Raw genomic sequence first — 21,799 nt, 5'->3', positions numbered from 1 at the left:
TCAGCGGGTGGTGAGCGGATCGGTCAGGCCGCGCGGGAACAGCTCCCACAGCCACCGGGCCGCCGGCCCGACCTCGGAGAACCGAAGCGATGACCCGTCCCGGGCGAGGTAGCTCTCGGGGCGCTCGGTGTAGCCGCCGACGCGGCTCAGCCGCGCCCCGTCGATCCGAAGTATCTGCCCGGTCAGCCATGACGAATCCAGTGACTGCAGCCACGCGACGACAGCGGAGCTTCGGGCCGGATCCAGCGCGGGGTCGTCGGCCCGGTCGGCGAACAGCTGGTCGGTCATCCGCGAACGAGCCAGCGGCGAGATCGCGTTGGCGGTCACCCCGAAGCGATGTGCCTCCATTGCGAGCACGTTGGTGAAATTGGCTATCGCGGCCTTGGCCGCGCCGTAGGCACACTGCCCGGCGTTGCCCCACAGCCCCGAACCCGAGACGGTGTTCACGACCCGCGCGGCGACCTGTTTGCCGGCCTTGGACTGCTCGCGCCAGTACACACATGCGTGATGGCTCACCGCGAACGTGCCCTTGAGGTGGACAGAAAGCACGGCATCCCAGTCGGATTCGGTCGTGTTGACGACCAGTGCGTCGCGCAGGATGCCGGCGTTGTTCACCACACCGGTCAGGGTGCCGAACCTCTCGACAGCCGTATCTACCATGTCTTTGGCGTCCTGCCACACCGCGACCGAACCGGTATGGGCAACAGCCCTGCCTCCAGCACTTTCGATTTCGGCTACCACCGCGGCTGCGGGCCCGGCGCCACCACCCTCCTGGGCGCCGTCTCGTCCGACTCCCGGGTCGTTGACGACCACCGCGGCACCGAGTTCGGCCAGGGTGAGGCAGTGGCTTCGGCCGATGCCCCGGCCGCCGCCGGTGACCAACACGACACGGCCGCTCAGCGGTGCAGTCATCGCGCTTCCCTTCCGTTGGCGGCTGCGGGCACCCCGGCCGAGCCGGCGCGTCGGCGGTCGTTGGGCAACCCGAGCACGCGTTCGCCGAGTACGTCCCGCTGGATCTCGCTGGTGCCGCCGAGAATCGTCTGGGCGCGTCCGACGAGCATGTGGTGGACGATCTCGCCGGCTTCGGTCTGCGAGCCGGGCGGAGTGCACGCATCGGTGCCCAGCACATCGGTGGCCAGATCGCCCAGGTCGCGGTCGGTCTCAGAGGTCATGATCTTCAGCACCGAGAAGGCGGGGGAATCGAGGTCGCCGGCATCGATCGCCCGCTGCCAGGTGAACCGCAGCAACCACATGCGGACCCACAGCCTGGTCATCGACCGCGTCAGCACCGGGTCCAGCCGGCCTCGTCGGATCGCCGCGCTGACCATGCGTTCGTGTCGTTTGAACATGCCGACCGCCTGACTTCCGAGGGTCAGCCGTTCCCGGCCCAACGTCATCATCGCGATCGTCCAGCCCTGGCCGACATCGCCGATGAGCGCGTCGTCGCCGAGCATCACGTCGTCGAGGAACACCTCGTTGAACTTGCTCTCGTCATCGATCTGGCGGATCGGCCGCACCGTGACCCCGGCCGAGTCCATCGGGACGATGAACATGCTCAGGTCGCGATGCTTGTGCGGTCCGGTGCGCGCGAGCAGGATTCCGTACTGCGCGGAATTGGCCGCCGAACTCCAGATCTTCTGGCCGTTGATCACCCAGCCCGATGCCGTGCGGGTCACGGTGCTGCGCACAGCCGCGAGATCCGATCCCGCATCGGGTTCGGAGAAGAGCTGTGTCCAGATGTCCTCGCCACGCCGGATACGCTCGAGATGGCGCTGCCGCTGTTGATCGGTGCCATACCTGATCAGCACCGGTCCGACGAGGTCGATGGCGGGCATCGCCAGTTGCCGCGGGACATCGGCTCGAGCGCACTCCTCGGCGAAGACCGCCTGGTAGAGCACCGAGGCGTCGGCGCCGCCGAACTCGGCCGGCCAGTGCAAGCAGGCGTAGCCGTTGTCGGCGAGGTGCCGGTGCCAGATCCGCCCGGGCCCGACGTCGGCATCGGTGGGGGTCGCCCCGTAATTGCGCAGACCTGGTGGTCGGGGCGAGGTTCGCAGGAACTCGCGGATACGCAGTCGGAGCGCATCGATCGACTGGTCGTCAGGCATGGGCATCCACGGCTCCTTGCACATCCGTGCCGGCGGAGTGATGCTGGGTCGCCATCGGGCCCAGCTGATCCCAGTGATGGGCGGGATCACCCAAGATGACCTCGTCGGTCCGCGCCCTCTTGAGGTACAGGTGGGCGCTGTGATCCCAGGTGAATCCGATGCCACCGTGGATCTGCACGTTGGCGTGGCTGGCCGCGCGCAGCGATTCCGAGCAGACGGCCTTGGCCATACTTGCGCGCCAAGAGAGTTCGGATGCCGAACCCTCCGGTCGGTCGTCGGCGGCCGACAGTGCTGCCTGTGATGCCGAACGCGACCACTCGAGGTCGACGAGCATGTCGGCGCATCGGTGCTTGACCGCCTGGAAGCTGCCGATCGGGCGATCGAACTGCTCGCGCACCCGGGCGTGCGCGACGGTGTCCTCGAGTACCTTCTCGTTGGCTCCCACCTGCTCTGCCGAGAGCACTGCGATCGTGCGATGGATGCGTTCGGCGACGAGCCCCTCGACCCCGCGGCCGGCACCGATCGTGACCGCGGGGGCCCTGTCGAACCGGATCGTCGCCATCGGTCTGGTCGTGTCCAGCACCGGTTCGGGTTCGCGCTGGACCCCGGGGGTGTCCGCACGCAGCCAGCAGATGACGGCCTCGGGCCCGCATTCGGCCACGACCACGAGGTCGTCGGCGCCGCTTCCGTGCAACACGTGGTGCGCGGTGCCGGTCAGCAGCGGGGTCTGGCCACCGGTGGATACGACCGCGGAGCCGGCTGTCGGCCACGGGCCGCCGCCGCTGATCACCGCCGCAGCGGTCCGGTCACCGTCGATCAGGGGCGTCAAGGCGATGGACTCGCACCGGTGTGGCTCTGAGTCGGCACAGTCGAGAACCAGGCCGGTGGCCAGCACGGTGGAGGCGAGGAAAGGCACGGGGGCCAGGCATCGCCCGAGCTCGTGGGCGACGATTCCGAGCGCCGCCGCCCCGTATCCGGCACCGCCGAGATGCTCGGGCGCGGCGATGGTTCCCACCTCGAGCTGTGCGTACAGCGCCTTCCACAGCATCAGGTCGAATCCGGCACCGGCAGTGTCATTGGGGTGCTCGGTGATCTCGCGCAGCCGTTCTTCGGTGGCCAGCTGATCGCACACCTGCCGTACCGCCCGGCCGAGGTCGGCGGCCTCGTCGGCGGACAGTGTTCGGGGGCCCGAGGCATCAGTCACCGAAATAGCTAAACATATAAACCAATTGCGAAGCAAGGTGGGCCCCGTCCGGGTGCCGTTCGCGGCGGTGTGCAATAGCTCTGCGCCCCAGCGCTATTGACAGCAATCGAGAGGCGTGCGCACAATCAGTTATATGATTAAACAGAAAACGACCAGCCCGACCGGTGCGTCGAACGAACCTGGAGGCAGCAATGACGCGTAGCACGTATCGGCCGGAGGGCTCACTCGCGGGCCGGGCGGTCGTGGTCACCGGCGCGAGCCGGGGAATCGGTCGCGACATCGCGGTCCGAGTGGCCGCCGACGGAGCCAAGGTGGCGCTGCTGGCCAAGACGGACATGCCGAACCCGAAGATCGCCGGCACGCTGACCGAGACGGCGAGTGCGGTGCGCGATGCGGGCGGACAACCCCTGGCCATCGCCTGCGATGTTCGTGATCCCGAGGCGGTGGCCCGGGCGGTCGACGAAGTGGTCGCGGCCTTCGGCGGTATCGACGCGGTGGTGAACAACGCCGGAGCGTTGGATCTTCGGCCCACCTCGGCTCTGGCGCCGAAGAACTTTCGCCGGCTGCTGGCCATCAACGTCGAAGGGCCCTACGCGCTGGTGCACAGCGCGTTGCCCTGGCTGGCCAAGTCGGCCGACGCGCACATCGTCAACGTTTCGCCGCCGCTGAATCTCGATCCCCGATGGCTGGCCGATCACGTCGGACACACGGTCGGCAAGTATGCCGAGAGCCTGCTCACGCTCGGTTGGGCCGCGGAATTCGCGACGATCCCGATCGCGGTGAACTCGCTGTGGCCGGAGACGACTGTGGCCAGCACCGGCCTGATGGCTGCAATGGGTGAAGCCACTGTCCGGGCGCAGGCGCGTACGACCCAGATCTTCGCTGATGCTGTACATGCGCTGCTGCTCCGCCCGGCCGAGGCGGGTACGGGGCAGTTCCTCACCGATGCCGAGGTCCTGCGGGCTGCGGGCGTCGAGGACTTCGGCCCGTATCGGCTGGCCGCACGCGAGGAGGACCTGGTGTCGAACTTCTACCTGGGCATTCCGGAGCGCGCAACAAGTATGAGTACCTAACAGAAATATCTCGGTGCGCGATTTCGCGGGCGCTGCGCGGGTCAAACAAGCAGTTATCACCTGTTTTCGTCGGAAACCGGTTACGTCGCGGCGTCCGCGGTATTGTACCTAACAGTAATAAGGCTCCCATGCTCCGTGGCGATGTCGCCGCGGTACGGAGGACGGAGGATTTGATGTCCACACAACTTCAGGACTGCGCACCGCTGGTGGGGTTGGCCCGGGCCGATCTCATCCTGGACGCCTTCGACGGCCCGGGGCAGCTGACGCTGGCGCAGATCGCCCGGCGCACCGGGGTGCCGCGCTCATCGGTGCACCGAATGCTCGAACGGCTCGTGCAGCTGGGGTGGTTGATCCGCAGCGGCCAGCAGTACCGCCTGGGGTTGCGGCTCTTCGAACTGGGATCATTGGCAGTGCAACAGGATCGGCTGCACTGCGCCGCGCTGCCGCACCTGCGCGAGCTGCGGCGGATCACCGGGCACACCGTGCACATGGCCGTCCTCGACGGCAATGACGTGATCTACCTGGACAAACTCGACGGTCAGCACGGGCTGGAGATCGACACGCGTCCCGGGCGCCGGCGCCCGGCCGGGGTGACGAGCGTGGGCAAAGTACTTCTCGCCCATGGTGCTGGCGCGAAGCCGGACCTGGTGCCATCGCCGGACAGTCAGGCCGACACAGCCTCCTGCGACAACCGTACCCGCCGGGAACAGGCCGAGATACGGCTTCGCGGCGTGGCATTCGACCGGGAGGAGACTCTGCGCGGGGTCGGTTGCGTCGGTGCCGCGGTCGGAATGAGGGGCGATGTCATCGCGGCGGTGTCGATTTGCGGGCCCATCGACAAACTCGCGCTGGACAGCAGAACCGCTGCCCTGGTCCGGAGGGCGGGTGTACAGATCTACCGCCAGTTGGGAAGAGCCCGAATGGCCGTCTGAGCGTCGGGGCGCTCATCGCCAGAATGCTTGGCGCACAGCAACTGTCATATCGCCGCGATGTGACCGCAGATGGGGAACGAGGATGAACCGAGTATCGTGCGATCTCTGCCAGAACGCGGTTCTGGTGGAGCGCTACACCGAACAGCAGATCAGTATCCAGTGGACGGACGACGCGGTGAAGGTGTGTCCGGAGCTGGCCCGGCGCGCCGCGCAGGGAGGACTCACCGCGACGATTCCGACGTGCCCCAGTTTGTGGGCGACGCTGTCGCTGCAGATCCGCGACGGAGTCATCGCCCTGACGACGCGCACCGACCCGTCCTCGGGCGAGGGACCGCAGGAGGGGGCCGCGTGAGTGGGCAATGTACCGTGACGGTTCGGCTCGACGGCCGGGAGTTCAACGCCACCTGGCCCGCGGGGACCCGGCTCCTGGATGCCTTGATCGAGGCCGGCATCGACGCCCCGTACTCCTGCCGCGAGGGGTCGTGCTGCGCATGCGTCTGCAAGGTGCAGCGCGGCCGAGTCACGATGGTCGATGGAGGCGCCCTGGACGCCATCGATATCGAAGATGGCTATGTGCTCGCATGCCAGGCACTTTCGGAATCCGAAGACATCACGGTGAGCTACGATGACTGAGGATCCACCGGTGGGGCGCTTCAGCACTGCGCAGATCAAGGAAGCTTTCGGTCACTTCGGCACCGGTGTCGCGGTCGTCACCGGTCGGCCCGGCGGCGTTCCCCGGGGTTTCACCTGTCAGTCGGTGGTCGCCCTGTCGCTGGATCCCACCTATGTGGCCTTCGCTCCGGCCCGGTCGTCGACGACCTGGCCGCAGCTGCGGGCCGCAACGGCGCTGTGCATCAACATCCTGGCCAGCGACCAAGAATCGGTCGCGCGGGTCTTCGCCGACAGGACAGCGGACCGCTTCGCCCGCACGCCCTGGGAGCCGGCAGGCAACGGGGCTCCGGCGCTGCTCCACGTGTTGGCCCGTATCGAAGCCGACGTCGTCGACGAGATCGAGGTCGGCGACCACACGATCGTCGTCGCCGAACCCACCGGGTTCTGGTCGAACCCGCAGCGCGGTCCGCTGCTGTTCTACCGCGGTGCCTTCAAGTGCGCACCCGACTGGGCAGGCGCGATCACCTGAACAGACCGCGTCGGGCCGTTTCCACATCGCCGTGAACCGATCCACAAGGAGTGCTCATGCTGGTACCCACCAGGCCTTCCGACGTCGACTACGCCGGGGCCGGATTCTGGGAGGACCGGACCCTTTCGTCGTTCCTGGATGACGCCGCGACGGCACATCCGGGGTCGACGGCAGTCGACACCGACGACCAGCCCATCACCTACCACGAACTGCGTTCTGCGGCGGCGACCTTGGCCTCCGGATTGGATGCACGGGGTGTGGGTGAACACGATGTGGTGACCGTGTTCCTGCCGAACTGGCCCGAGGCGATCGTCGCCGTTCACGCGGCCAGTTGGGCTGGATGCGTCGTCAATCCCGTGGTCAGCACCTACCGTCGCGCCGAGCTGTCGTTCATCGTGCGGCAGTCTGCCTCGCGGGCGCTGTTCATTCCGCATCGGTTCCGAGGTTTCGACTATGTCGCGATGGTTTCCGACATGCTCGACGAGCTCGCTGATCCGCCGCTGGTCGTGGTTGTACGGCCGGAAGGGGAGCTGCCCCCGGGGTTCGTCGGCCTGGAGGAGCTGGCGGCGCAGGGCGGGCCGATGGACCGACGGGGCCGGCCGGCCGACATCTGCCTGCTTCTCTACACATCGGGAACGACCTCCGAGCCCAAGGGAGTGCTTCACAGTCATCAGACGGTGGTCTGGGAGATGCGCTCGATCATCCGGGAATTCGGACTCGGTACCGGTGACGGCACCTTCATGGCGTCTCCGATCGGACATCTGATCGGCATCGTCTACGGGGTCTACCTGCCCACGCTGCTGCGGGAGAGTGTCTCGCTGCTGGACGTCTGGAGCGCCGAGGCCGCCGTCGAGATCATCGAGCGGGACCGCTGCCGGGTGAGCCTGGGCGCGACACCGTTTCTGCGCGGTCTGGTCTCTGAGTACCGACAACGCCGGCAGGCGTCGAGTTTGCAGTTGTTCATCTGCGGGGGCGCGGATGTGCCCGAGGATCTGGTGGCGGACGGGTGTGAGGTCCTCGACGCGATCGTCACCCGCACCTACGGTTCGAGCGAATTGCCGACATTCAGTGTATCGGGGCCGGCGACATCGGTGGCGACCCGCTCGCGCACCGACGGACTGCCGATTCACCCATCCGAGGGATACCTGATCAACGAGCGGGACGGGGTGGGTGAACTCGTCGTACGCGGGCCGGAACTGTTCCTCGGCTATCTCGACGCCGCTCTGAACGACAAGGCGTTCACCGCCGACGGCCACTTCCGAACCGGTGATCTGGTCCAGTTCGGCGAGGACGGATCGGTCACCGTGCGGGGCAGAGTGAAAGACATCATCATCCGCGGTGGGGAGAACATCAGCGCGCTGGAGGTCGAGACGAACTTGCGTGCGCACAGCGCGATCGACGATGTCGCGGTGGTCGGCTATCCCGATGCCCTGATGGGTGAACGGGTGGCCGCCTTTCTGGTGCTGCACGGACCGGCGGGCACCCCGCCGTCGACCGGGGAGCTCGGTGACTTCCTGCAATCGGCGGGACTGGCGGCGCACAAGTGCCCGGAGCGGGTGGAGGTGGTCGACGTGCTGCCGTGCACAGCGACCGGCAAGGTGCAGAAACAACTACTGCGAGAACGACTGTGCAGCCGGTGAGAGGTCAGGTCGACCTCTCGGTCCTGTTGCGAGGCTCGGCAACTCCGGTACTGCGGTCCGAGAACATCGGCGCCTCGAACCACTCGGGTTTCTCGTCGGGCCGGGCGAAGCGGCCGGCCGCCAGGTCGATGTCCTTGAGGAGCTCTCCGGCAAGAGTGCTTTCCGATGCGTAGTATCTCTCGGCCCAACGAAGCACGATCCACACGTACGCGAAGTAGGGGTCGTTGGCGGCGAACTGCGCGTAGTGCGCCGCATGTCTGGACTGCAGATCCGCCCAGTCGATGTAGTCCAGCAGTTGGGTCTTCAGCGCGACAGGGTCCCCGAGGTGGGCCAGCATCACCCGCATCAGCATGGGCTGCTTGAGTACCGGGCGCTCCACGGGTGCGTGCCGCGACCAGTCGGTCAGCGCCTGCTCACCGGCCTCCGTGATTCGGTAGAGCCGTCGGTTCCGGGCGTTCGTATCGTCGGGCAGGGCGTCTCTGGACGTGACCAACCCCAAATCCTCGAGCCTTTTCAACTCGGCATAGATCTGGCTGAATGATGGGCTCAGATAGAAGAACCCCGGGCCGAAGTCAGACCATTTCTTGACCTGATACCCCGAGACCTCATTACTGTAGGAAACAATTCCCAGTACGATCCAGCCGTTCGGGCTCAGTTTCAGGTATTTTCGACCCTCAGCCCCTGCGTCGCTCATTGCTGGAATATTACAGCAGTGTCAGCCGGAGGGAAGTGCCACCCCCCATTGTGACAAGCACGGATTATTGCCGGGTCAGAAACTCGATGGTAACGCGTTCGAATTCTTCTTTGCATTCGATTTGCGCCCAATGGCCACAGCGTGCGAACACGTGAAGTTCGGCGTTCGGCAGTTGCCGAAACGGGAAAAGTCCCCCTTCGAACGGCAGCATCCGGTCGTCTCGGCCCCAGACGATGAGAGTGGACGTCTGCAGATCCTTCGCGCGTGCCCACAACGGCGGCAGTCGGTCCAGCGCGGGATCGCCGAAGGTAGCGAAGATCGCCGCGGTCGTCTCGATGACCCCGGGCTTCATGGCGTTTGCCATTCGCTCGTCGATCAGCTCTTCGGTGGCCGTGCTCGGATCGCTGACCATGGTGTCCACCCAGGCGCGCATGCCAGCCCGAGATGGCGCGGCAAGGAACTCGAACATGCGCCGAGCGCCTTCGCTGACCGGCGGGGAGAGCGTGTTCACCGCCAGGCCCCCGGGCCCCATCAGGACCAGCCGGCGTACCCGGGTGGGGTGCGCGAGCGCGAACTCGGCGGCGACGTTGCCGCCCATCGAATTCCCGATGATGTCCACCGCCCCGAGGTCCAGTTCGTCGAGGAATGCGCGCACCGCATCCGCCGCGACCCGGGAGTAGGCGTCTCGCCAGGCGACGGCACGGCTGTCGCCGAATCCCGGCATGTCGAGACACAGTGTGCGGAAACTCTGGGCGAAAGTGGAGATGTTTCCGGAGAAATTCGACCACGAACTCACTCCGGGTCCGGAGCCGTGCAGCAGTAATAGTGGCGGCCCTTCGCCTGCTTCGTGATAATGCAGGCTGTATTCACCTTCTATTCGGCGGCTCGTGCTTTCGAAGGTGACCGAGGTCGACGATGTCACTGGATACTCCGTTGTCGGGAACCGTGCGGACATTACCGCCCCCGCTGAGACACGACATTCACCGTTCCGCTGACCGGAATGGCCGTTGTCGCGGTGGAAAACCGAAGACAGTCTCGACGGCGGAATATGTGCAGCCGTTGCCGGCGAAACGATACGGACGGAGCCGTTGATGACACTGTCCACCCCCGACGTCCTGGCTCCGGCCCAGCTGGGTCCGATATCCCTGCGCAACCGCGTCATCAAATCCGCCACGTTCGAAGGCATGACACCGGGCGCCGTGGTCAGCGACGCGCTGATCGACTACCACCGTCAGGTCAGCGCCGGGGGCGTGGGAATGACGACGGTGGCCTACCTGGCCGTCGCGCCGGAGGGCCGGACCGACGATGCGCAGATCTGGCTGCGCCCAGAAGCGCTGCCGGGGCTGCGCAGACTGACCGACGCGGTCCATGCCGAGGGGGCCGCGGTGTCAGCTCAGATCGGCCATGCCGGCGCAGTCGGGAACCAGGCGCTGACCGGCTACCGTGCCGTGGCCCCGTCGGCGACGGTCAATCCGCTGAGCCTGCGCGCGGTGCACACGGCCTCCAGGGCGGACATCGAACGCATCAGGCTGGCACACGGTGGCGCGGCCCGCATGGCCGTCGACGTCGGATTCGACGCAGTGGAACTGCATTTCGGACACAACTACTTCACCAGCTCCTTCCTGAGCCCGCTGCTCAATCGGCGCCGGGACGACTACGGTGGTTCGCTGGCCAATCGGATGCGCATCGCACGAGAGATTGCTGCCACCGTGCGGGATGCCGTGGGCGGCGAGTGTGCCGTGATCGCCAAGCTGAATATGGACGACGGGGTGCCAGGTGGCCTCCGGCCGCCGGAAGCCCTCGAGGTGGCAAAGACCCTCGAACGGGACGGGGCCCTCGACGCACTCGAACTCACCGCCGGCAGTTCCCTGATCAACCCGATGTATCTGTTTCGCGGCGACGCCCCGATCAGGGAGTGGGGCCAGGCCATGTCGCCGGTGGTTCGCATGGGACTCAAGCTGGTCGGCCGGGCGTTCCTGAAGAGCTATCCCTATCGGGATCTGTTCCTGCTGGACGAGGCTCGTCGCTTCCGCAAGGAGCTGACAATGCCGCTGGTCCTGCTCGGTGGTGTCACCGATCACGCGTCGATGACGACAGCGATGGCCGAAGGGTTCGAATACGTGGCGATGGCCAGGGCGCTACTGCGCGAACCGGACTTGATCAACCGGATCAGCGCTGACCCGTCCGCGGAGTCGCAGTGCATTCACTGCAACAAGTGCATGGCGACGATCTATACCGGCACCCGGTGTGTGGTCACCACACCTCCGCTGCCGGTCGGCTGACGAATGAAGGAAAACCCATGAGACCCGATACCGGCTTCCCGGACACCGCCGCGGTTGTCACGCCAGGCCCGGTGCTGCTGACCGTCGATACCGTTGGCATCGCCAGGATCACGCTGAATCGCCCCGAGACCGCGAACGCCATGGATCTGGACATGGTCAGTGCGCTGCACGCGGCGGTTCTGCGCTGCCACTCCGACGCCGACATCAGAGCCGTGGTCATCACCGGTGCGGGCCGCAGTTTCTGTTCAGGCGGCGACGTCAAGGACTTCCTGTCCCAATCGGACCGGCTGCCGAGCCACATCAAGGAGGTCTCGGCCTGGCTCCAATCGGTAGCCGCGATGCTCATCGGTCTCGATGTGCCGGTGATCGCGGCCGTCCACGGACACGCCGCCGGTGGGGGCGGGCTGGGGCTGATCTGCAGCTGTGACTTCGTGATCGCCGGGCACAGTGCGAAGTTCATGTCGGGGGCGGTTCGGGTCGGCATGATTCCCGACGCCGGCACGACAGCGATCCTGTCCCGGCTGGTGGGCCTGCGCAAAGCCGTCGAGATCACCTTGACCAATCCGACCCTGGATGCGGCCGAGGCGCTGCGGATCGGTCTGATCACACAGGTCGTGGCAGACGGTGAACTGAGCGCCCAGGCGGACTCACTGGCAGAACTGCTGGCCGGGGCGGCGCCACAGGCGGTCGCCGAATGCAAGAACCTGCTGTGGAACGGCATCGCCTCCTCGGTGACCGAGGCGCTGGCCGCGGAGTCGCGGGCAGTCGTGCGGCTCGCGGGGAGCGCCGACTGCCTGGAGGGACTGGCCGCGGTGCGTGAGAGACGGCCTGCGAACTTCTCCGGCCGATGATCGCCAGATGCGCCGACATGCGCCCGACCAATGAGTCTCCCGCCGAGCGGAACTGGGGTGGAGTTCCCGCTTCTGCCGGAGCACCATCGACAACAGCCGCTCGCACCCCGAGCACCTCGTCCCAGAAAGGGAGGCGTCGCACAGTATGAGCACCGGAACAGAAACCGCTTCCGACGACATCCGCACCATCAACTCCGGGGAGGAGCGAGCCCGCTTCGCGCGGGGTTGGCACTGTCTGGGTCTGGCCCGGGGGTTTCGGGACGGGAAGCCGCACCAGATAGACGCGTTCGGAACGTCGCTGGTGGTCTTCGAGTCCTCCGACGGCGCGCTCAACGTGCTCGACGCGTACTGCCGGCACATGGGTGGAAACCTTGCCCAGGGCACGATCAAGGGCGACGCGGTCGCTTGCCCGTTCCACGACTGGCGTTGGGGGCCTTCGGGGGCTTGCGCGAACATTCCCTACTCGCGCCGTGTTCCGCGAGTGGCGCGAACCCAGGCGTGGCCGACCCTGGAACGCAACGGTCTGTTGTTCGTCTGGAACGACCCACAGCGCAAGCCGCCGCCCGAGGACGTGACGATTCCGGTACTCGACGGTTACGGGACGTCGGAATGGACCGACTGGAGCTGGAATTCGCTACTGGTCGAGGGGAGCAACTGTCGAGAGGTGATCGACAACGTCGTGGACATGGCGCACTTCTTCTATGTGCACCTGGTCAAACCGACGTTCTTCAAGAACGTCTTCGAGAAGCACATCGCCTCGCAGTTCATGTCGGCGACCGGGCGCCCTGACATCGAGCTGGATTCCAACTACGGCCAAGAAGGTCTGCTGATGGATTCCTGGGCCACCTACTACGGGCCCTCGTTCATGGTGAACGGGCAGACGCTGACAGCCGGCGGTGTCGCCTCGGAGGGGCTGCTGATCAACTGCCACTACCCGGTGTCGCCCACTTCGTTCGTCCTGCAATGGGGTGCGATCGTCAGGCGGGTGGACGGGATGTCCGATGAGGACGCCGACCAGATGGCAGCTCAATTCGCCGACAGCCTCGGTGCGGCTTTCATGCAGGACGTCGAGATCTGGCGCAACAAGACCCGTGTCGACAACCCGCTGCTGTGCGAGGAGGACGGCCCGGTGTACCAGCTGAGGCGCTGGTACGAGCAGTTCTACGTCGATGCCGAGGACGTGACCCCGGACATGGTCAACCGTTTCGAGTTCGAGGTCGACCTGGCCACAGCGCAGGAGCGCTGGGACGAACAGATGGCTCGCGCGACCGCCGTACACAAGGCGACGACACCGTAGCTGTGTCGCAATCAACGAGGAGACCACAGCGATGACCACACCAGTGCTCGAGAAACTGCTCTGTGCGGCCGAACAACTCGAACTTGACGCACTCGAAGAGGAACGGCTCTGCCGGCTGACCGACACGACGGCGAAGGCCATCCGGGACGCCGGAATGATCAAGATGCTGCAACCAAGCAGCTACGGAGGTCAGCAGGCGTCACCGCGTGAATTCGCCGAGACCATCATGGGCCTGGCGGCGATCAATCCCTCCGCCGGTTGGGTCAGCGGCGTCGTCGGGGTTCATCCCTGGCAGCTCGGCTTCGCCGACCCGCGGGTCCGTCAGGAGATCTGGGGCGACGACGATGACACCTGGGTGGCCTCGCCGTACGCCCCCCAGGGCATCGCAGTCCCGGAAGGCGACGGTTATCGGCTCAACGGCCGGTGGCAGTTCTCCTCCGGCACCGATCACTGCCGCTGGGTCATCCTGGGCGCGATGCAGGGTGCCGGTGACGGTTCGGTGCCCCAACCCCCGACGATGCTGCACGTGATCCTGCCCAGGTCCGACTACCAGATCGTTGCCGACTCGTGGGACACCGTCGGGCTGCGGGGAACCGGCTCCAAGGACATCATCGTCAAGGACGCCTTCATCCCCGGATACCGGGTGATGAACGGCGACCATGTGCTCGACGGCCGGGCCCAGGCCGAAGCCGGCTGCGGTGAGACTCTTTATCGCCTCCCGTGGTCGCACGTCTTCCCGCTGGGCATCACCTCTGCGTTGATCGGTGCGGCCGAGGGCGCTCTGGCAGCGACCGTCGCCTACCAGCGTTCGCGGGCGGACGCGATGGGGGCCGCGGTCCGCGAAGACCCGATCCTGCTGTACACGATCGGTGAGTCGGCAGCCGAGATCCAGGGCGCCCGTGAGGAACTGCTCGCCAACGCCGACAGGATGTGGGAGCTGGTCGACTCGGGGCGTACCCCCGACTTCGAACAGCGGGCTGCCGGTCGCCGCACCCAGGTGCGCGCGGCCTGGCGTGCGGTCTCGGCCGTCGACGAACTGTTCGCCCGCTCGGGAGGCAACGCGATCCGCTCGAGCGGCACGGTGCAGCGGTACTGGCGCGACGCGCACGCCGGACTGAACCACGTGATCCACGTGCCGGGCAACGTCTACCAGGCCTCGACGATGTCGATGCTGGGCATGGACCCGCCACCCAAGATGAAATTCATGATCTGACCGGGCCACTGAGACATCACCGAATTGATGGGAGAGAGATGTCGACCGATACACCGCTGGTGAGCTCGCTGGGCTACATCCGGTTCCAGACCGCCGAGCTGGCCCGCTGGCGCACCTTCGCCTTCGACGTCCTCGGGTTCGCCGAGGGCGACGGACCCGATCCGGAAGCGCTGTATCTGCGGATGGACGAGCATCCGGCCAGGCTGACCGCGGTGACCGGCGATGTCGACCGCGTGCAGGCGGTCGGATGGCAGGTGGCCGATCGCAACGCATTGCGCAGACTGGTGGCGGCCGTCGAGAAACACGGAACCGAGGTCGAACTGCGCTCGAGCGCCGACGCCGACGAACGCCGGGTCGAGGAGTTGGTGTCCTTCACCGATCCGGCCGGCACGCTCATCGAGGCCTTCCACGGTCCGCTGCTCGATCACCGGCCGGTCGTGACGCCGTTCGGGGCGCGATTCGTCACCGGTGCCCTGGGTCTCGGACACGTCGTCGTGCCGGTGACGGACATGGATGCCAGCTTCGAGTTCTACACCGAGGTGCTGGGCTTCTACCCGCGCGGCGCGTTCCGGTTGCCCACACCGGAGGGTGTGCCGCCGCAGCGGGTCCGATTCCTCGGCGTCAACGGGCGCCACCACAGCATGGCGCTGTGCCCGACACCCGGCTTCGGCGCGCCCTGCCTGGTCCATGTCATGGTCGAGGTCGATACCCTCGACGCGGTCGGTCAGGCCCTGGACCGTGTTATCGCCCAGGGATTTTCGGTGTCCTCGACGCTGGGCAGACACACCAACGACAAGATGGTGTCGTTCTACGTCCGCGCACCAGGAGGGTGGGACATCGAGTTCGGGACCGAAGGCCAGACCGTCGACGGCGACTACTACTGCGCCGAGGAGATCTCGGCGGACAGCTATTGGGGCCACGACTGGTCGGGTAGCGAGCCGCTGGCCACCCTGCGGCCCGGGCCGCAATGAACGACCACGTGAAGGGACAGCCATGACCGTGAGCCCGGAATGCGTCACGCTGGAAGGCTACGAACAGTTCGCACCGTCGCTGCTGGTGGAGAAGGTCGGCAACGTCCATGTGCTGCGGCTGAACCGCCCCGATCAGTTCAACGCGGTCGACGAGCATCTCCATCACGGGTTCGCCCACGTCTGGGGCCGGCTCGCGGTGGACGACGAGGTCCGCGCCGTGGTGATGACCGGTCGGGGAAGGGCTTTCTCGGCCGGTGGCGACATGGAGATGTTCACCCGGATGATCTCGGACCTCGCGCGCCGCAGGGCCCAGTTCGCCGAGGCGCGGGAGCTGTTCCGGGCTGTCATCGAGTTTCGCAAACCGCTGGTGTCGGCGGTCAACGGGCCGGCCGTCGGGCTGGGTTGTTCGATCGCGCTGCTGAGCGACCTTCTGGTGATGGGCGAGTCGAGCTATCTCGCTGACCCCCACGTTCCGGTGGGCCTGACCGCAGGAGACGGTGGCACCGCGATGCTGCCGCTGTTGATCGGCATGATGAAGGCCAAGGAATACGTGTTGCTCGGCGACCGGATCACCGCATCGGTCGCCGAGAAGCTGAACCTCGCCAACCGCATCGTCGGCGACGACGCGGTGCTCGACGAGGCGCTGGCACTCGGCGAGCGGCTGGCGAGACTGCCGGCCCAAGCCGTCCAGACCTCGAAACAGGCGATGAACATGCACCTCGCGCGCGCGGCGCAGGGCGTGCTGGAATACGCCCTGGCCGAGGAGTTCATCTCGTTCGGCACCGAGGAGTTCAGCAGCACCGTGACAGCGTTCCGAAGCCGCGAGGGCTGAGAGCTTCACGCGTCGGCACCCAGATCGGCAGACCGCGGGCCCGGGCACGTCACGTGCCCGGGCCCGTGTTGTCTGAATGTGAAAAGCGCTTTCTCAGAGTATGTTCCGCTGACCGGGCAGCGGCTGGGAAGTCTGTTGCGCTACATCTACCGTCGAACGTGACGGACGCCACTGGCGACCAAATGCTCAACTCGGCTGTTGTACAAGGAGTTCGATGGGGAACCGCCGCTGCCACGCTGACCGGACCGGCATCTGATGTCCGCTCGGATGGACCTCGCAAAGCCGCTGCGCGGGTTGGGTGACTTCTATGCGATGGCCCTCGACACGCTGATTCTGATTCCCCAGCGGCCCTTCGCCTGGCGGGAGTTTCTCCTGCAGAGCTGGTTCATCGCGCGGGTGTCGATCGCACCCGCGCTGCTGCTGGCCATCCCGTTCACCGTGCTGGCGGCGTTCACGCTCAACATCCTGCTGTTCGACTTCGGCGCGGCGGACTTCGCCGGTACGGGTGCGGGGATATCGCTGGCTCAGCTCGGCCCGATCGTGACGGTTCTGGTGGTCGCGGGTGCGGCGGCCACCGCGATCTGTGCTGATCTGGGGGCGCGCACCATCCGTGAGGAGCTCGACGCCCTGAGGGTGCTGGGCATCAATCCGCTCCAATCGCTGGTCGTACCGAGAGTTCTGGCCGGAGGCCTGGTGGCGATCCTGCTCTCGGCAATCGTGTCCCTGGCCACCCTGGTGGGCTCCTTCCTGTTCTCGGTGTATGTCCAGCACGTGACGCCGGGGGCGTTCGTCGCGGGCCTGACCTTCCTCACCGGGCTGACCGATGTGGTGGTCTCCCTGGTGAAAGCGGGGCTGTTCGGTCTGGCGGCCAGCCTGATCGGTTGCTACAAGGGAATCTCGGTCGGCGGCGGGCCGGCCGGTGTCGGCAACGCCGTCAACGAGACCGTCGTCTACTCCTTCATCGCGCTCTACGTCATCAACCTCATCATCACCGCCGTACAGTTCGGGGGACTGCTGTGACCTCCCGCGCGCCGAACCGGCCCCTGTGGTGGCTGCGCAGACATGCCGAGAACCTCGCCGCAGGGTGGATCCGCATCGGACGACAGACCCAGTTCTACGGGCACGCGCTACGGTCGACGGCCTTCGCCGTCCTGCGGTACAAGACTGAAGTCGTTCGGCTGATCGCCCAGATGAGCTTGGGCACCGGGGCATTGGCGCTCATCGGCGGAACGATCGTGGTGGTGGGGTTCCTGACCTTGTCGGCCGGCGCACTGATCGCCGTGCAGGGCTACAACCAGCTGGCGGGCATCGGTGTCGAGGCGTTGACGGGTTTCATCTCGGCCTACGTGAACGTGCGCATCATCGCCCCGGTGACCGCGGGCATCGCTCTGTCAGCGACCATCGGCGCCGGGGCGACCGCCCAGATCGGCGCCATGCGCATCGCCGAGGAGATCGACGCGTTGGAGGTCATGGGCATTCGCACCGTGCCCTACCTGGCTTCGACACGTGTGGTCACCGGGGTCATCGTGGTGATCCCGCTGTACTGCATCGCCGTGCTGATGTCCTTCCTCGCGGCGCGGTTCGGCACGACAGCCGTCTACGGACAGTCCAGTGGAGTCTATGACCACTACTTCAACACGTTTCTGATACCCACCGACCTGCTCTGGTCATTCGTTCAGGCGATAGCGATGGCGGTGGTGATCATGCTCGTGCACACCTACTACGGCTACACCGCATCAGGGGGGCCGGCTGGTGTCGGTGAGGCCGTCGGCCGGGCCGTGCGCGCGTCGCTGGTCTCAGCGGTGACGGTGAGCCTGTTGGTATCGCTGGCTGTGTACGGCCAGTCCGGCAACTTCCACCTGGCTTCCTAGACATGGAAACCCGACCCGGGCAGCGCAGCCTGCACCCAGCTTGGTGGACGTTGATCCTGATCCTGACCCTGACCGCGCTCGTCGGCCTCACCGCCGGCCTCTACACGGGGCGCTTCAGCGCGTACGTCCCGGTGCGGCTCGCCTCCGATCGCGCCGGCCTGGTGATGGAGTCGGGCGCCAAGGTGATGCTCAACGGAGTGCAGGTCGGTCGGGTCGGATCGATCTCGAGCGATGTGAATCCGGTGACCCTGGAACTCGAGATCGCTCCGGACCAGCTCCCGAACATCCCGGCCAACGTCGGCGCGCAGATTCGGGCCACCACGGTGTTCGGGGCCAAGTTCGTCGATCTGGTCTATCCGGCCGAGCCGAGCGCCCGGAGACTCTCGGCAGGAGCGGTCCTGCACTCGCAGAACGTGACGACCGAGGTGAACACCGTCTTCGAGAACCTCGTCGAGCTGTTGCATCAGATCGATCCGGCCAAACTCAACGCCGTCCTCTCGGCCCTGGCCGACGGGTTCCGGGGTGAGGGGGAGCGGATGGGGCGGGCGATCACCGACGCCAACCAGGTGCTCACGGCCGTCAACCCGCGTCAGGATGTCATCGCCGAGAACTGGCGGGCGTTCCGCGACGTCAACGACATCTATGCGGCCGCGGCACCGGACATCCTGGCGGTGCTGGATGCGTCCAGCACCACCGCCGCGACGATCACCAACCACAGCTCGGCACTGGATGCGTTGCTGCTGAACACCATCGGCTTCGCCGACGCCGGTACCACCCTGCTGGCCACCAACCAGCGCGCCCTGGTCGACGCCGTCAGCGTGACCGCGCCGACGACCGCGCTGCTGCGCCACTACGACCCCACCTACACGTGTCTGCTGCTGGGAGCACAGTGGTGGCTGGACAACGGGGGCCGGGACGCGATCGGCGGCAACGGCCGCACCTACATCGCCGACGCCGCCATCCTGATGGGCGACGACCCCTACTCCTATCCCGAGCATCTGCCGATCGTGGCCGCCAAGGGCGGGCCGGGCGGAAAACCGAGCTGCGGATCGCTTCCCGACGCGACGAAGGCGTTCCCGGTGCGGCAACTGGTCACCAACACCGGATGGGGAACCGGAATCGACATCAGGCCCAATCCCGGTATCGGGCACCCGTGCTACGCGAACTACCTGCCGGCGACCCGGGCCGTGCCCGAGCCCCCCAGCATCAGGCAGTGTCTGCCCGGCCCCGCTCCCGGGCCGGTGTCCTACCCGGGCGCCCCGCCCTACGGCGCACAGCTGTACGGACCCGGAGGGCAACCACTGTGGCCGGGCATCCCGCCACCACCTGCTCCGCCGCCGGTGCCCGTACCCGGGACGCCCGTCGCGCCCGGAACGATGGCGCCGTCACCGCCCGCGGTGCTCGGCGCCCCGCCACCGCCGGACCTCCCGGACCCCGCACCCTGATCGACCTGCCAGCTCGAGGAGTACCGACGTGAGACAACGGCTCGGCCCCGTCGTCGTGCGACTGACGATCTTCGTCACCGTCTGCGTGGCGGGAATCGTGTTGCTCGTGGCGATCTTCGCCCAACTGCGTTTCCAGCAGGAACGCACTTACCGGGCGCAGTTCAGCAACATCAGCGGTCTTGCCAACGGAAACTTCGTCCGCATCGCGGGGGTCGAGGTCGGCAAGGTCTCCGGTATCGAACTGGACCGCGACACGACTGTCAGCGTCGAGTTCGCCGTGGACCCCTCGGTGGTGCTCACCGACGCGACCCGGGCGGTGATCCGGTACGACAATCTCGTCGGCGGTCGCTATCTGGCGCTCGAGGAGGGGGCCGGCGACGGCACCGTGCTGCAGCCCGGCGGCACGATCCCGCTGGCCAGGACGGCGCCCGCGCTGGACCTCGACGCGCTGACCGGGGGGTTCCGGCCGCTGTTCCGGGCGCTTGATCCCGACCAGGTCAATGTGCTGACCCGCCAGCTCATCTCGGCATTCCAGGGCGAGGGCGGCACGATCAGTTCGTTTCTCGCCCAGATCGCGGAGGCCACCGGGACGCTGGCCAATCGCGACGAACTGATCGGACAGGTCATCACGAATCTCAATGTGGTGCTGGGGTCGTTGGGTGAGCGCACCGACCAACTGGACACCTCCATCACCTCGCTCGCCGGGTTGGTCGGCGAACTGGCCGGGCGGGGGAGCGAACTCAGCGCCGGGCTGGCCTACAGCGACAGCGCTGCCGATGCCGTCGCCGACCTGTTTGTCGAGGCCAGACCACCGGCCAAGGAGGTGGTGGCGCAGACGGATCGCGTCGCCAACCAGGTGCTCGACGACAAGGACTACTTCGACAAGGTTCTCAACGAACTGCCGGACAAGTACCGGCTGCTGGCACGTCAGGGGCTCTACGGCGACTACTTCAGCTTCTACCTGTGCGATGTCGTGCTCAAGCTCAACGGGAAAGGCGGGCAACCTGTGTACGTCAAAGTGGCCGGCCAGGACACCGGGCGGTGCGCGCCGAAGTGAAGCCTTTCGCCGAACGCAACAAGGTCGCCGTCGGGCTCGTCGGCCTCACCCTGACCGGGGCAACGGTCCTGGCGGTACTGAACTTCCACCGGCTGCCGCTGCTGAACGACGACCGGACGTACGCGGCGTACTTCGCAGAGGCCGGCGGGCTGCGCCCCGGGGCTGCGGTTCAGGTCTCGGGTTTCGAGGTGGGCAGCGTGACACGCGTGGGGCTCGACGGATCACGGGTGCTCGTCACCTTCGATATCGACCCCGCGGTGCACCTGGGCGCCGGCACCGAGGCCGCGATCAGGACGAAGAGCCTGATGGGCGCCAAGATCATCGACGTCATTCCGCGCGGCGACGGCGAGCTTGCCGGGCCGATCCCGCTGAGTCGCACCACGTCGCCGTATCAGCTCACCGATGCGCTGGGTGACATCGCCGACACGGTGGAGGGAGTCGACACCGGGCAGATGTCGGAGTCGCTGGCCACGCTGGCGCAGACCTTCTCGACGACACCGCCGGACCTGCAGGCGGCCGTACGCAGCCTGTCCCGGTTCTCCCAGACCCTCAACGACCGGGACCACCAGCTGCGCACGCTGCTGGCCAACGCCAACCGCGCCACCGGGGTGCTCGCCGACCGCAGCGATGCGGTGGTCGGGCTGATCGCCGATTCCACGTCGCTGCTGTCACAGCTGCGCAGCGAGAGCAACGCACTGGACAGCATCGCCGGTGACGTCACCCGCCTCTCCGAACAGCTCTCCGGATTCGTGGCCGACAACCGCGAGCAACTCGGGCCGGCGCTCGAGCGCGTCAACGAGGTGCTGACCATCGTCGCCAACCGCAAGGAGCGCCTGCAGGACGCAATCCACCGACTGAACTCCTTCGCGATGTCGCTGGGCGAGTCGGTCTCGTCGGGGCCCTTCTTCAACGCCTATGTGGCCAATCTGCTGCCGGGGCAGTTCCTGCAGCCGTTCATCGATGCGGCCTTCTCCGATCTCGGTCTGGACCCGAACGTGAAACTGCCCTCGGAACTGACCGACCCGCAGGTGGGGCAGCGGGCGACCCCGGCACTGCCGGTGCCCTTCCCCAGAACGGGACAGGGCGGTGAGCCGAGGTTGACGCTGCCCGACGCCATCACCGGCAAGCCCGGCGACCCGCGCTATCCGTACCGCGAACCGCCGCCGGCGCCGCCGCCGGGCGGGCCGCCCC

General features: G+C 66.7%; 22 protein-coding genes. 17 read left to right on the top strand and 5 right to left on the bottom strand.

Features of this window, described 5'->3' with window-relative positions; genetic code table 11:
- Genes ACXAID_RS10020 through ACXAID_RS10010 form a run of 3 tightly spaced genes read right to left on the bottom strand, consistent with a single transcriptional unit; the run spans window position 1 to window position 3,309 of the window.
- Complete coding sequence (locus ACXAID_RS10020; RefSeq protein ID WP_475022054.1) at window positions 1-912, bottom strand: SDR family NAD(P)-dependent oxidoreductase; 912 nt, start codon at window positions 910-912, stop codon at window positions 1-3.
- A complete protein-coding gene (locus ACXAID_RS10015; protein ID WP_475022053.1) occupies window positions 909-2,111 on the bottom strand; it encodes an acyl-CoA dehydrogenase family protein in 1,203 nt (400 codons plus the stop codon). Before ACXAID_RS10015 ends, ACXAID_RS10020 begins: the two co-directional genes overlap by 4 nt.
- A complete protein-coding gene (locus tag ACXAID_RS10010; protein ID WP_475022052.1) occupies window positions 2,098-3,309 on the bottom strand; it encodes an acyl-CoA dehydrogenase family protein in 1,212 nt (403 codons plus the stop codon). The genes ACXAID_RS10015 and ACXAID_RS10010 overlap by 14 nt, the downstream gene beginning before the upstream one ends.
- Window positions 3,310-3,500: 191 nt before the next feature.
- Here ACXAID_RS10010 and ACXAID_RS10005 point away from each other — a divergent pair, with 191 nt between their 5' ends.
- The 6 genes from ACXAID_RS10005 to ACXAID_RS09980 all read left to right on the top strand — a co-directional run bounded on the left by ACXAID_RS10005 (window position 3,501) and on the right by ACXAID_RS09980 (window position 8,095).
- Window positions 3,501-4,382 carry an SDR family oxidoreductase gene (locus ACXAID_RS10005; protein ID WP_475022051.1) on the top strand — a complete coding sequence of 294 codons (882 nt, stop codon included), beginning with the start codon at window positions 3,501-3,503 and terminating at the stop codon, window positions 4,380-4,382.
- 173 nt (window positions 4,383-4,555) lie between these two features.
- Window positions 4,556-5,314, top strand: coding sequence for an IclR family transcriptional regulator (locus tag ACXAID_RS10000; protein WP_475022050.1), 759 nt, complete (start codon window positions 4,556-4,558; stop codon window positions 5,312-5,314).
- 82 nt (window positions 5,315-5,396) lie between these two features.
- Complete coding sequence (locus tag ACXAID_RS09995; protein ID WP_475022049.1) at window positions 5,397-5,666, top strand: hypothetical protein; 270 nt, start codon at window positions 5,397-5,399, stop codon at window positions 5,664-5,666.
- 14 nt (window positions 5,667-5,680) lie between these two features.
- Window positions 5,681-5,947: a 2Fe-2S iron-sulfur cluster-binding protein gene (locus ACXAID_RS09990; RefSeq protein ID WP_475022048.1), complete on the top strand. Its 267-nt coding sequence runs from the start codon at window positions 5,681-5,683 to the stop codon at window positions 5,945-5,947.
- Complete coding sequence (locus tag ACXAID_RS09985) at window positions 5,940-6,455, top strand: flavin reductase family protein (RefSeq protein ID WP_475022047.1); 516 nt, start codon at window positions 5,940-5,942, stop codon at window positions 6,453-6,455. The genes ACXAID_RS09990 and ACXAID_RS09985 overlap by 8 nt, the downstream gene beginning before the upstream one ends.
- A 56-nt stretch (window positions 6,456-6,511) precedes the next feature.
- On the top strand, window positions 6,512-8,095 hold the full coding sequence (locus tag ACXAID_RS09980) for an AMP-binding protein (protein ID WP_475022046.1): 1,584 nt from the start codon (window positions 6,512-6,514) through the stop codon (window positions 8,093-8,095).
- Between the two features lie 4 nt (window positions 8,096-8,099).
- Here ACXAID_RS09980 and ACXAID_RS09975 read toward each other — a convergent pair whose 3' ends face one another.
- Together ACXAID_RS09975 and ACXAID_RS09970 are read right to left on the bottom strand one after the other, a co-directional pair.
- Window positions 8,100-8,789: a PadR family transcriptional regulator gene (locus tag ACXAID_RS09975; RefSeq protein WP_475022045.1), complete on the bottom strand. Its 690-nt coding sequence runs from the start codon at window positions 8,787-8,789 to the stop codon at window positions 8,100-8,102.
- A 64-nt stretch (window positions 8,790-8,853) separates the two neighbouring features.
- Window positions 8,854-9,711 (bottom strand): alpha/beta fold hydrolase, encoded by an 858-nt coding sequence (locus tag ACXAID_RS09970; protein ID WP_475022044.1) that lies wholly within the window; start codon window positions 9,709-9,711, stop codon window positions 8,854-8,856.
- A gap of 169 nt (window positions 9,712-9,880) precedes the next feature.
- Between ACXAID_RS09970 and ACXAID_RS09965 the strand changes: the two genes are divergently transcribed.
- The 11 genes from ACXAID_RS09965 to ACXAID_RS09915 all read left to right on the top strand — a co-directional run.
- Window positions 9,881-11,071: an NADH:flavin oxidoreductase gene (locus ACXAID_RS09965; protein ID WP_475022043.1), complete on the top strand. Its 1,191-nt coding sequence runs from the start codon at window positions 9,881-9,883 to the stop codon at window positions 11,069-11,071.
- Window positions 11,072-11,088: 17 nt separating this feature from the next.
- Window positions 11,089-11,922 carry an enoyl-CoA hydratase/isomerase family protein gene (locus tag ACXAID_RS09960; protein WP_475022042.1) on the top strand — a complete coding sequence of 278 codons (834 nt, stop codon included), beginning with the start codon at window positions 11,089-11,091 and terminating at the stop codon, window positions 11,920-11,922.
- Between the two features lie 145 nt (window positions 11,923-12,067).
- Complete coding sequence (locus tag ACXAID_RS09955) at window positions 12,068-13,219, top strand: 3-ketosteroid-9-alpha-monooxygenase, oxygenase component (RefSeq protein WP_475022041.1); 1,152 nt, start codon at window positions 12,068-12,070, stop codon at window positions 13,217-13,219.
- 31 nt (window positions 13,220-13,250) lie between these two features.
- The gene (locus tag ACXAID_RS09950; protein ID WP_475022040.1) at window positions 13,251-14,432 is read left to right on the top strand and encodes an acyl-CoA dehydrogenase family protein; all 1,182 of its coding nucleotides are present in this window, start codon (window positions 13,251-13,253) and stop codon (window positions 14,430-14,432) included.
- Between the two features lie 38 nt (window positions 14,433-14,470).
- Entirely contained in the window at window positions 14,471-15,403 is a 933-nt protein-coding gene (locus ACXAID_RS09945; RefSeq protein ID WP_475022039.1) for a VOC family protein, read from the top strand.
- 22 nt (window positions 15,404-15,425) lie between these two features.
- Window positions 15,426-16,235 (top strand): enoyl-CoA hydratase/isomerase family protein, encoded by an 810-nt coding sequence (locus tag ACXAID_RS09940; RefSeq protein ID WP_475022038.1) that lies wholly within the window; start codon window positions 15,426-15,428, stop codon window positions 16,233-16,235.
- A 267-nt stretch (window positions 16,236-16,502) separates the two neighbouring features.
- Entirely contained in the window at window positions 16,503-17,255 is a 753-nt protein-coding gene (locus ACXAID_RS09935; protein WP_475022037.1) for an MlaE family ABC transporter permease, read from the top strand.
- Window positions 17,252-18,106, top strand: a complete 855-nt coding sequence (locus ACXAID_RS09930) for an ABC transporter permease (RefSeq protein ID WP_475022036.1) — start codon at window positions 17,252-17,254, stop codon at window positions 18,104-18,106. Before ACXAID_RS09935 ends, ACXAID_RS09930 begins: the two co-directional genes overlap by 4 nt.
- Window positions 18,107-18,108: 2 nt before the next feature.
- Window positions 18,109-19,551, top strand: coding sequence for an MCE family protein (locus tag ACXAID_RS09925; protein WP_475022035.1), 1,443 nt, complete (start codon window positions 18,109-18,111; stop codon window positions 19,549-19,551).
- A gap of 28 nt (window positions 19,552-19,579) precedes the next feature.
- A complete protein-coding gene (locus ACXAID_RS09920) occupies window positions 19,580-20,608 on the top strand; it encodes an MCE family protein (protein ID WP_475022034.1) in 1,029 nt (342 codons plus the stop codon).
- A partial coding sequence (locus ACXAID_RS09915; protein WP_475022033.1) for an MCE family protein occupies window positions 20,593-21,799 on the top strand: 1,207 nt, incomplete at its 3' end. The genes ACXAID_RS09920 and ACXAID_RS09915, both read left to right, overlap by 16 nt.

The organism is Mycobacterium sp. ABE4_509, assembly GCF_056160785.1.
The sequence above is the reverse complement of the archived record's forward strand: the minus strand, read 5'-3'. Positions and strand labels throughout refer to the sequence as shown.

What these genes read in the sequence shown, in the direction of transcription:
- ACXAID_RS10005 (WP_475022051.1), top strand. Translation starts at nt 3,501, where the DNA reads ATGACGCGTAGCACGTATCGGCCGGAGGGCTCACTCGCGGGCCGGGCG.
- ACXAID_RS09945 (WP_475022039.1), top strand. Translation starts at nt 14,471, where the DNA reads ATGTCGACCGATACACCGCTGGTGAGCTCGCTGGGCTACATCCGGTTC.
- ACXAID_RS09955 (WP_475022041.1), top strand. Translation starts at nt 12,068, where the DNA reads ATGAGCACCGGAACAGAAACCGCTTCCGACGACATCCGCACCATCAAC.
- ACXAID_RS09925 (WP_475022035.1), top strand. Translation starts at nt 18,109, where the DNA reads ATGGAAACCCGACCCGGGCAGCGCAGCCTGCACCCAGCTTGGTGGACG.
- ACXAID_RS09985 (WP_475022047.1), top strand. Translation starts at nt 5,940, where the DNA reads ATGACTGAGGATCCACCGGTGGGGCGCTTCAGCACTGCGCAGATCAAG.
- ACXAID_RS09960 (WP_475022042.1), top strand. Translation starts at nt 11,089, where the DNA reads ATGAGACCCGATACCGGCTTCCCGGACACCGCCGCGGTTGTCACGCCA.
- ACXAID_RS09965 (WP_475022043.1), top strand. Translation starts at nt 9,881, where the DNA reads ATGACACTGTCCACCCCCGACGTCCTGGCTCCGGCCCAGCTGGGTCCG.
- ACXAID_RS10000 (WP_475022050.1), top strand. Translation starts at nt 4,556, where the DNA reads ATGTCCACACAACTTCAGGACTGCGCACCGCTGGTGGGGTTGGCCCGG.
- ACXAID_RS09935 (WP_475022037.1), top strand. Translation starts at nt 16,503, where the DNA reads ATGGACCTCGCAAAGCCGCTGCGCGGGTTGGGTGACTTCTATGCGATG.
- ACXAID_RS09940 (WP_475022038.1), top strand. Translation starts at nt 15,426, where the DNA reads ATGACCGTGAGCCCGGAATGCGTCACGCTGGAAGGCTACGAACAGTTC.
- ACXAID_RS09950 (WP_475022040.1), top strand. Translation starts at nt 13,251, where the DNA reads ATGACCACACCAGTGCTCGAGAAACTGCTCTGTGCGGCCGAACAACTC.
- ACXAID_RS10020 (WP_475022054.1), bottom strand. Translation starts at nt 912, where the DNA reads ATGACTGCACCGCTGAGCGGCCGTGTCGTGTTGGTCACCGGCGGCGGC.
- ACXAID_RS10015 (WP_475022053.1), bottom strand. Translation starts at nt 2,111, where the DNA reads ATGCCCATGCCTGACGACCAGTCGATCGATGCGCTCCGACTGCGTATC.
- ACXAID_RS09975 (WP_475022045.1), bottom strand. Translation starts at nt 8,789, where the DNA reads ATGAGCGACGCAGGGGCTGAGGGTCGAAAATACCTGAAACTGAGCCCG.
- ACXAID_RS09980 (WP_475022046.1), top strand. Translation starts at nt 6,512, where the DNA reads ATGCTGGTACCCACCAGGCCTTCCGACGTCGACTACGCCGGGGCCGGA.
- ACXAID_RS09995 (WP_475022049.1), top strand. Translation starts at nt 5,397, where the DNA reads ATGAACCGAGTATCGTGCGATCTCTGCCAGAACGCGGTTCTGGTGGAG.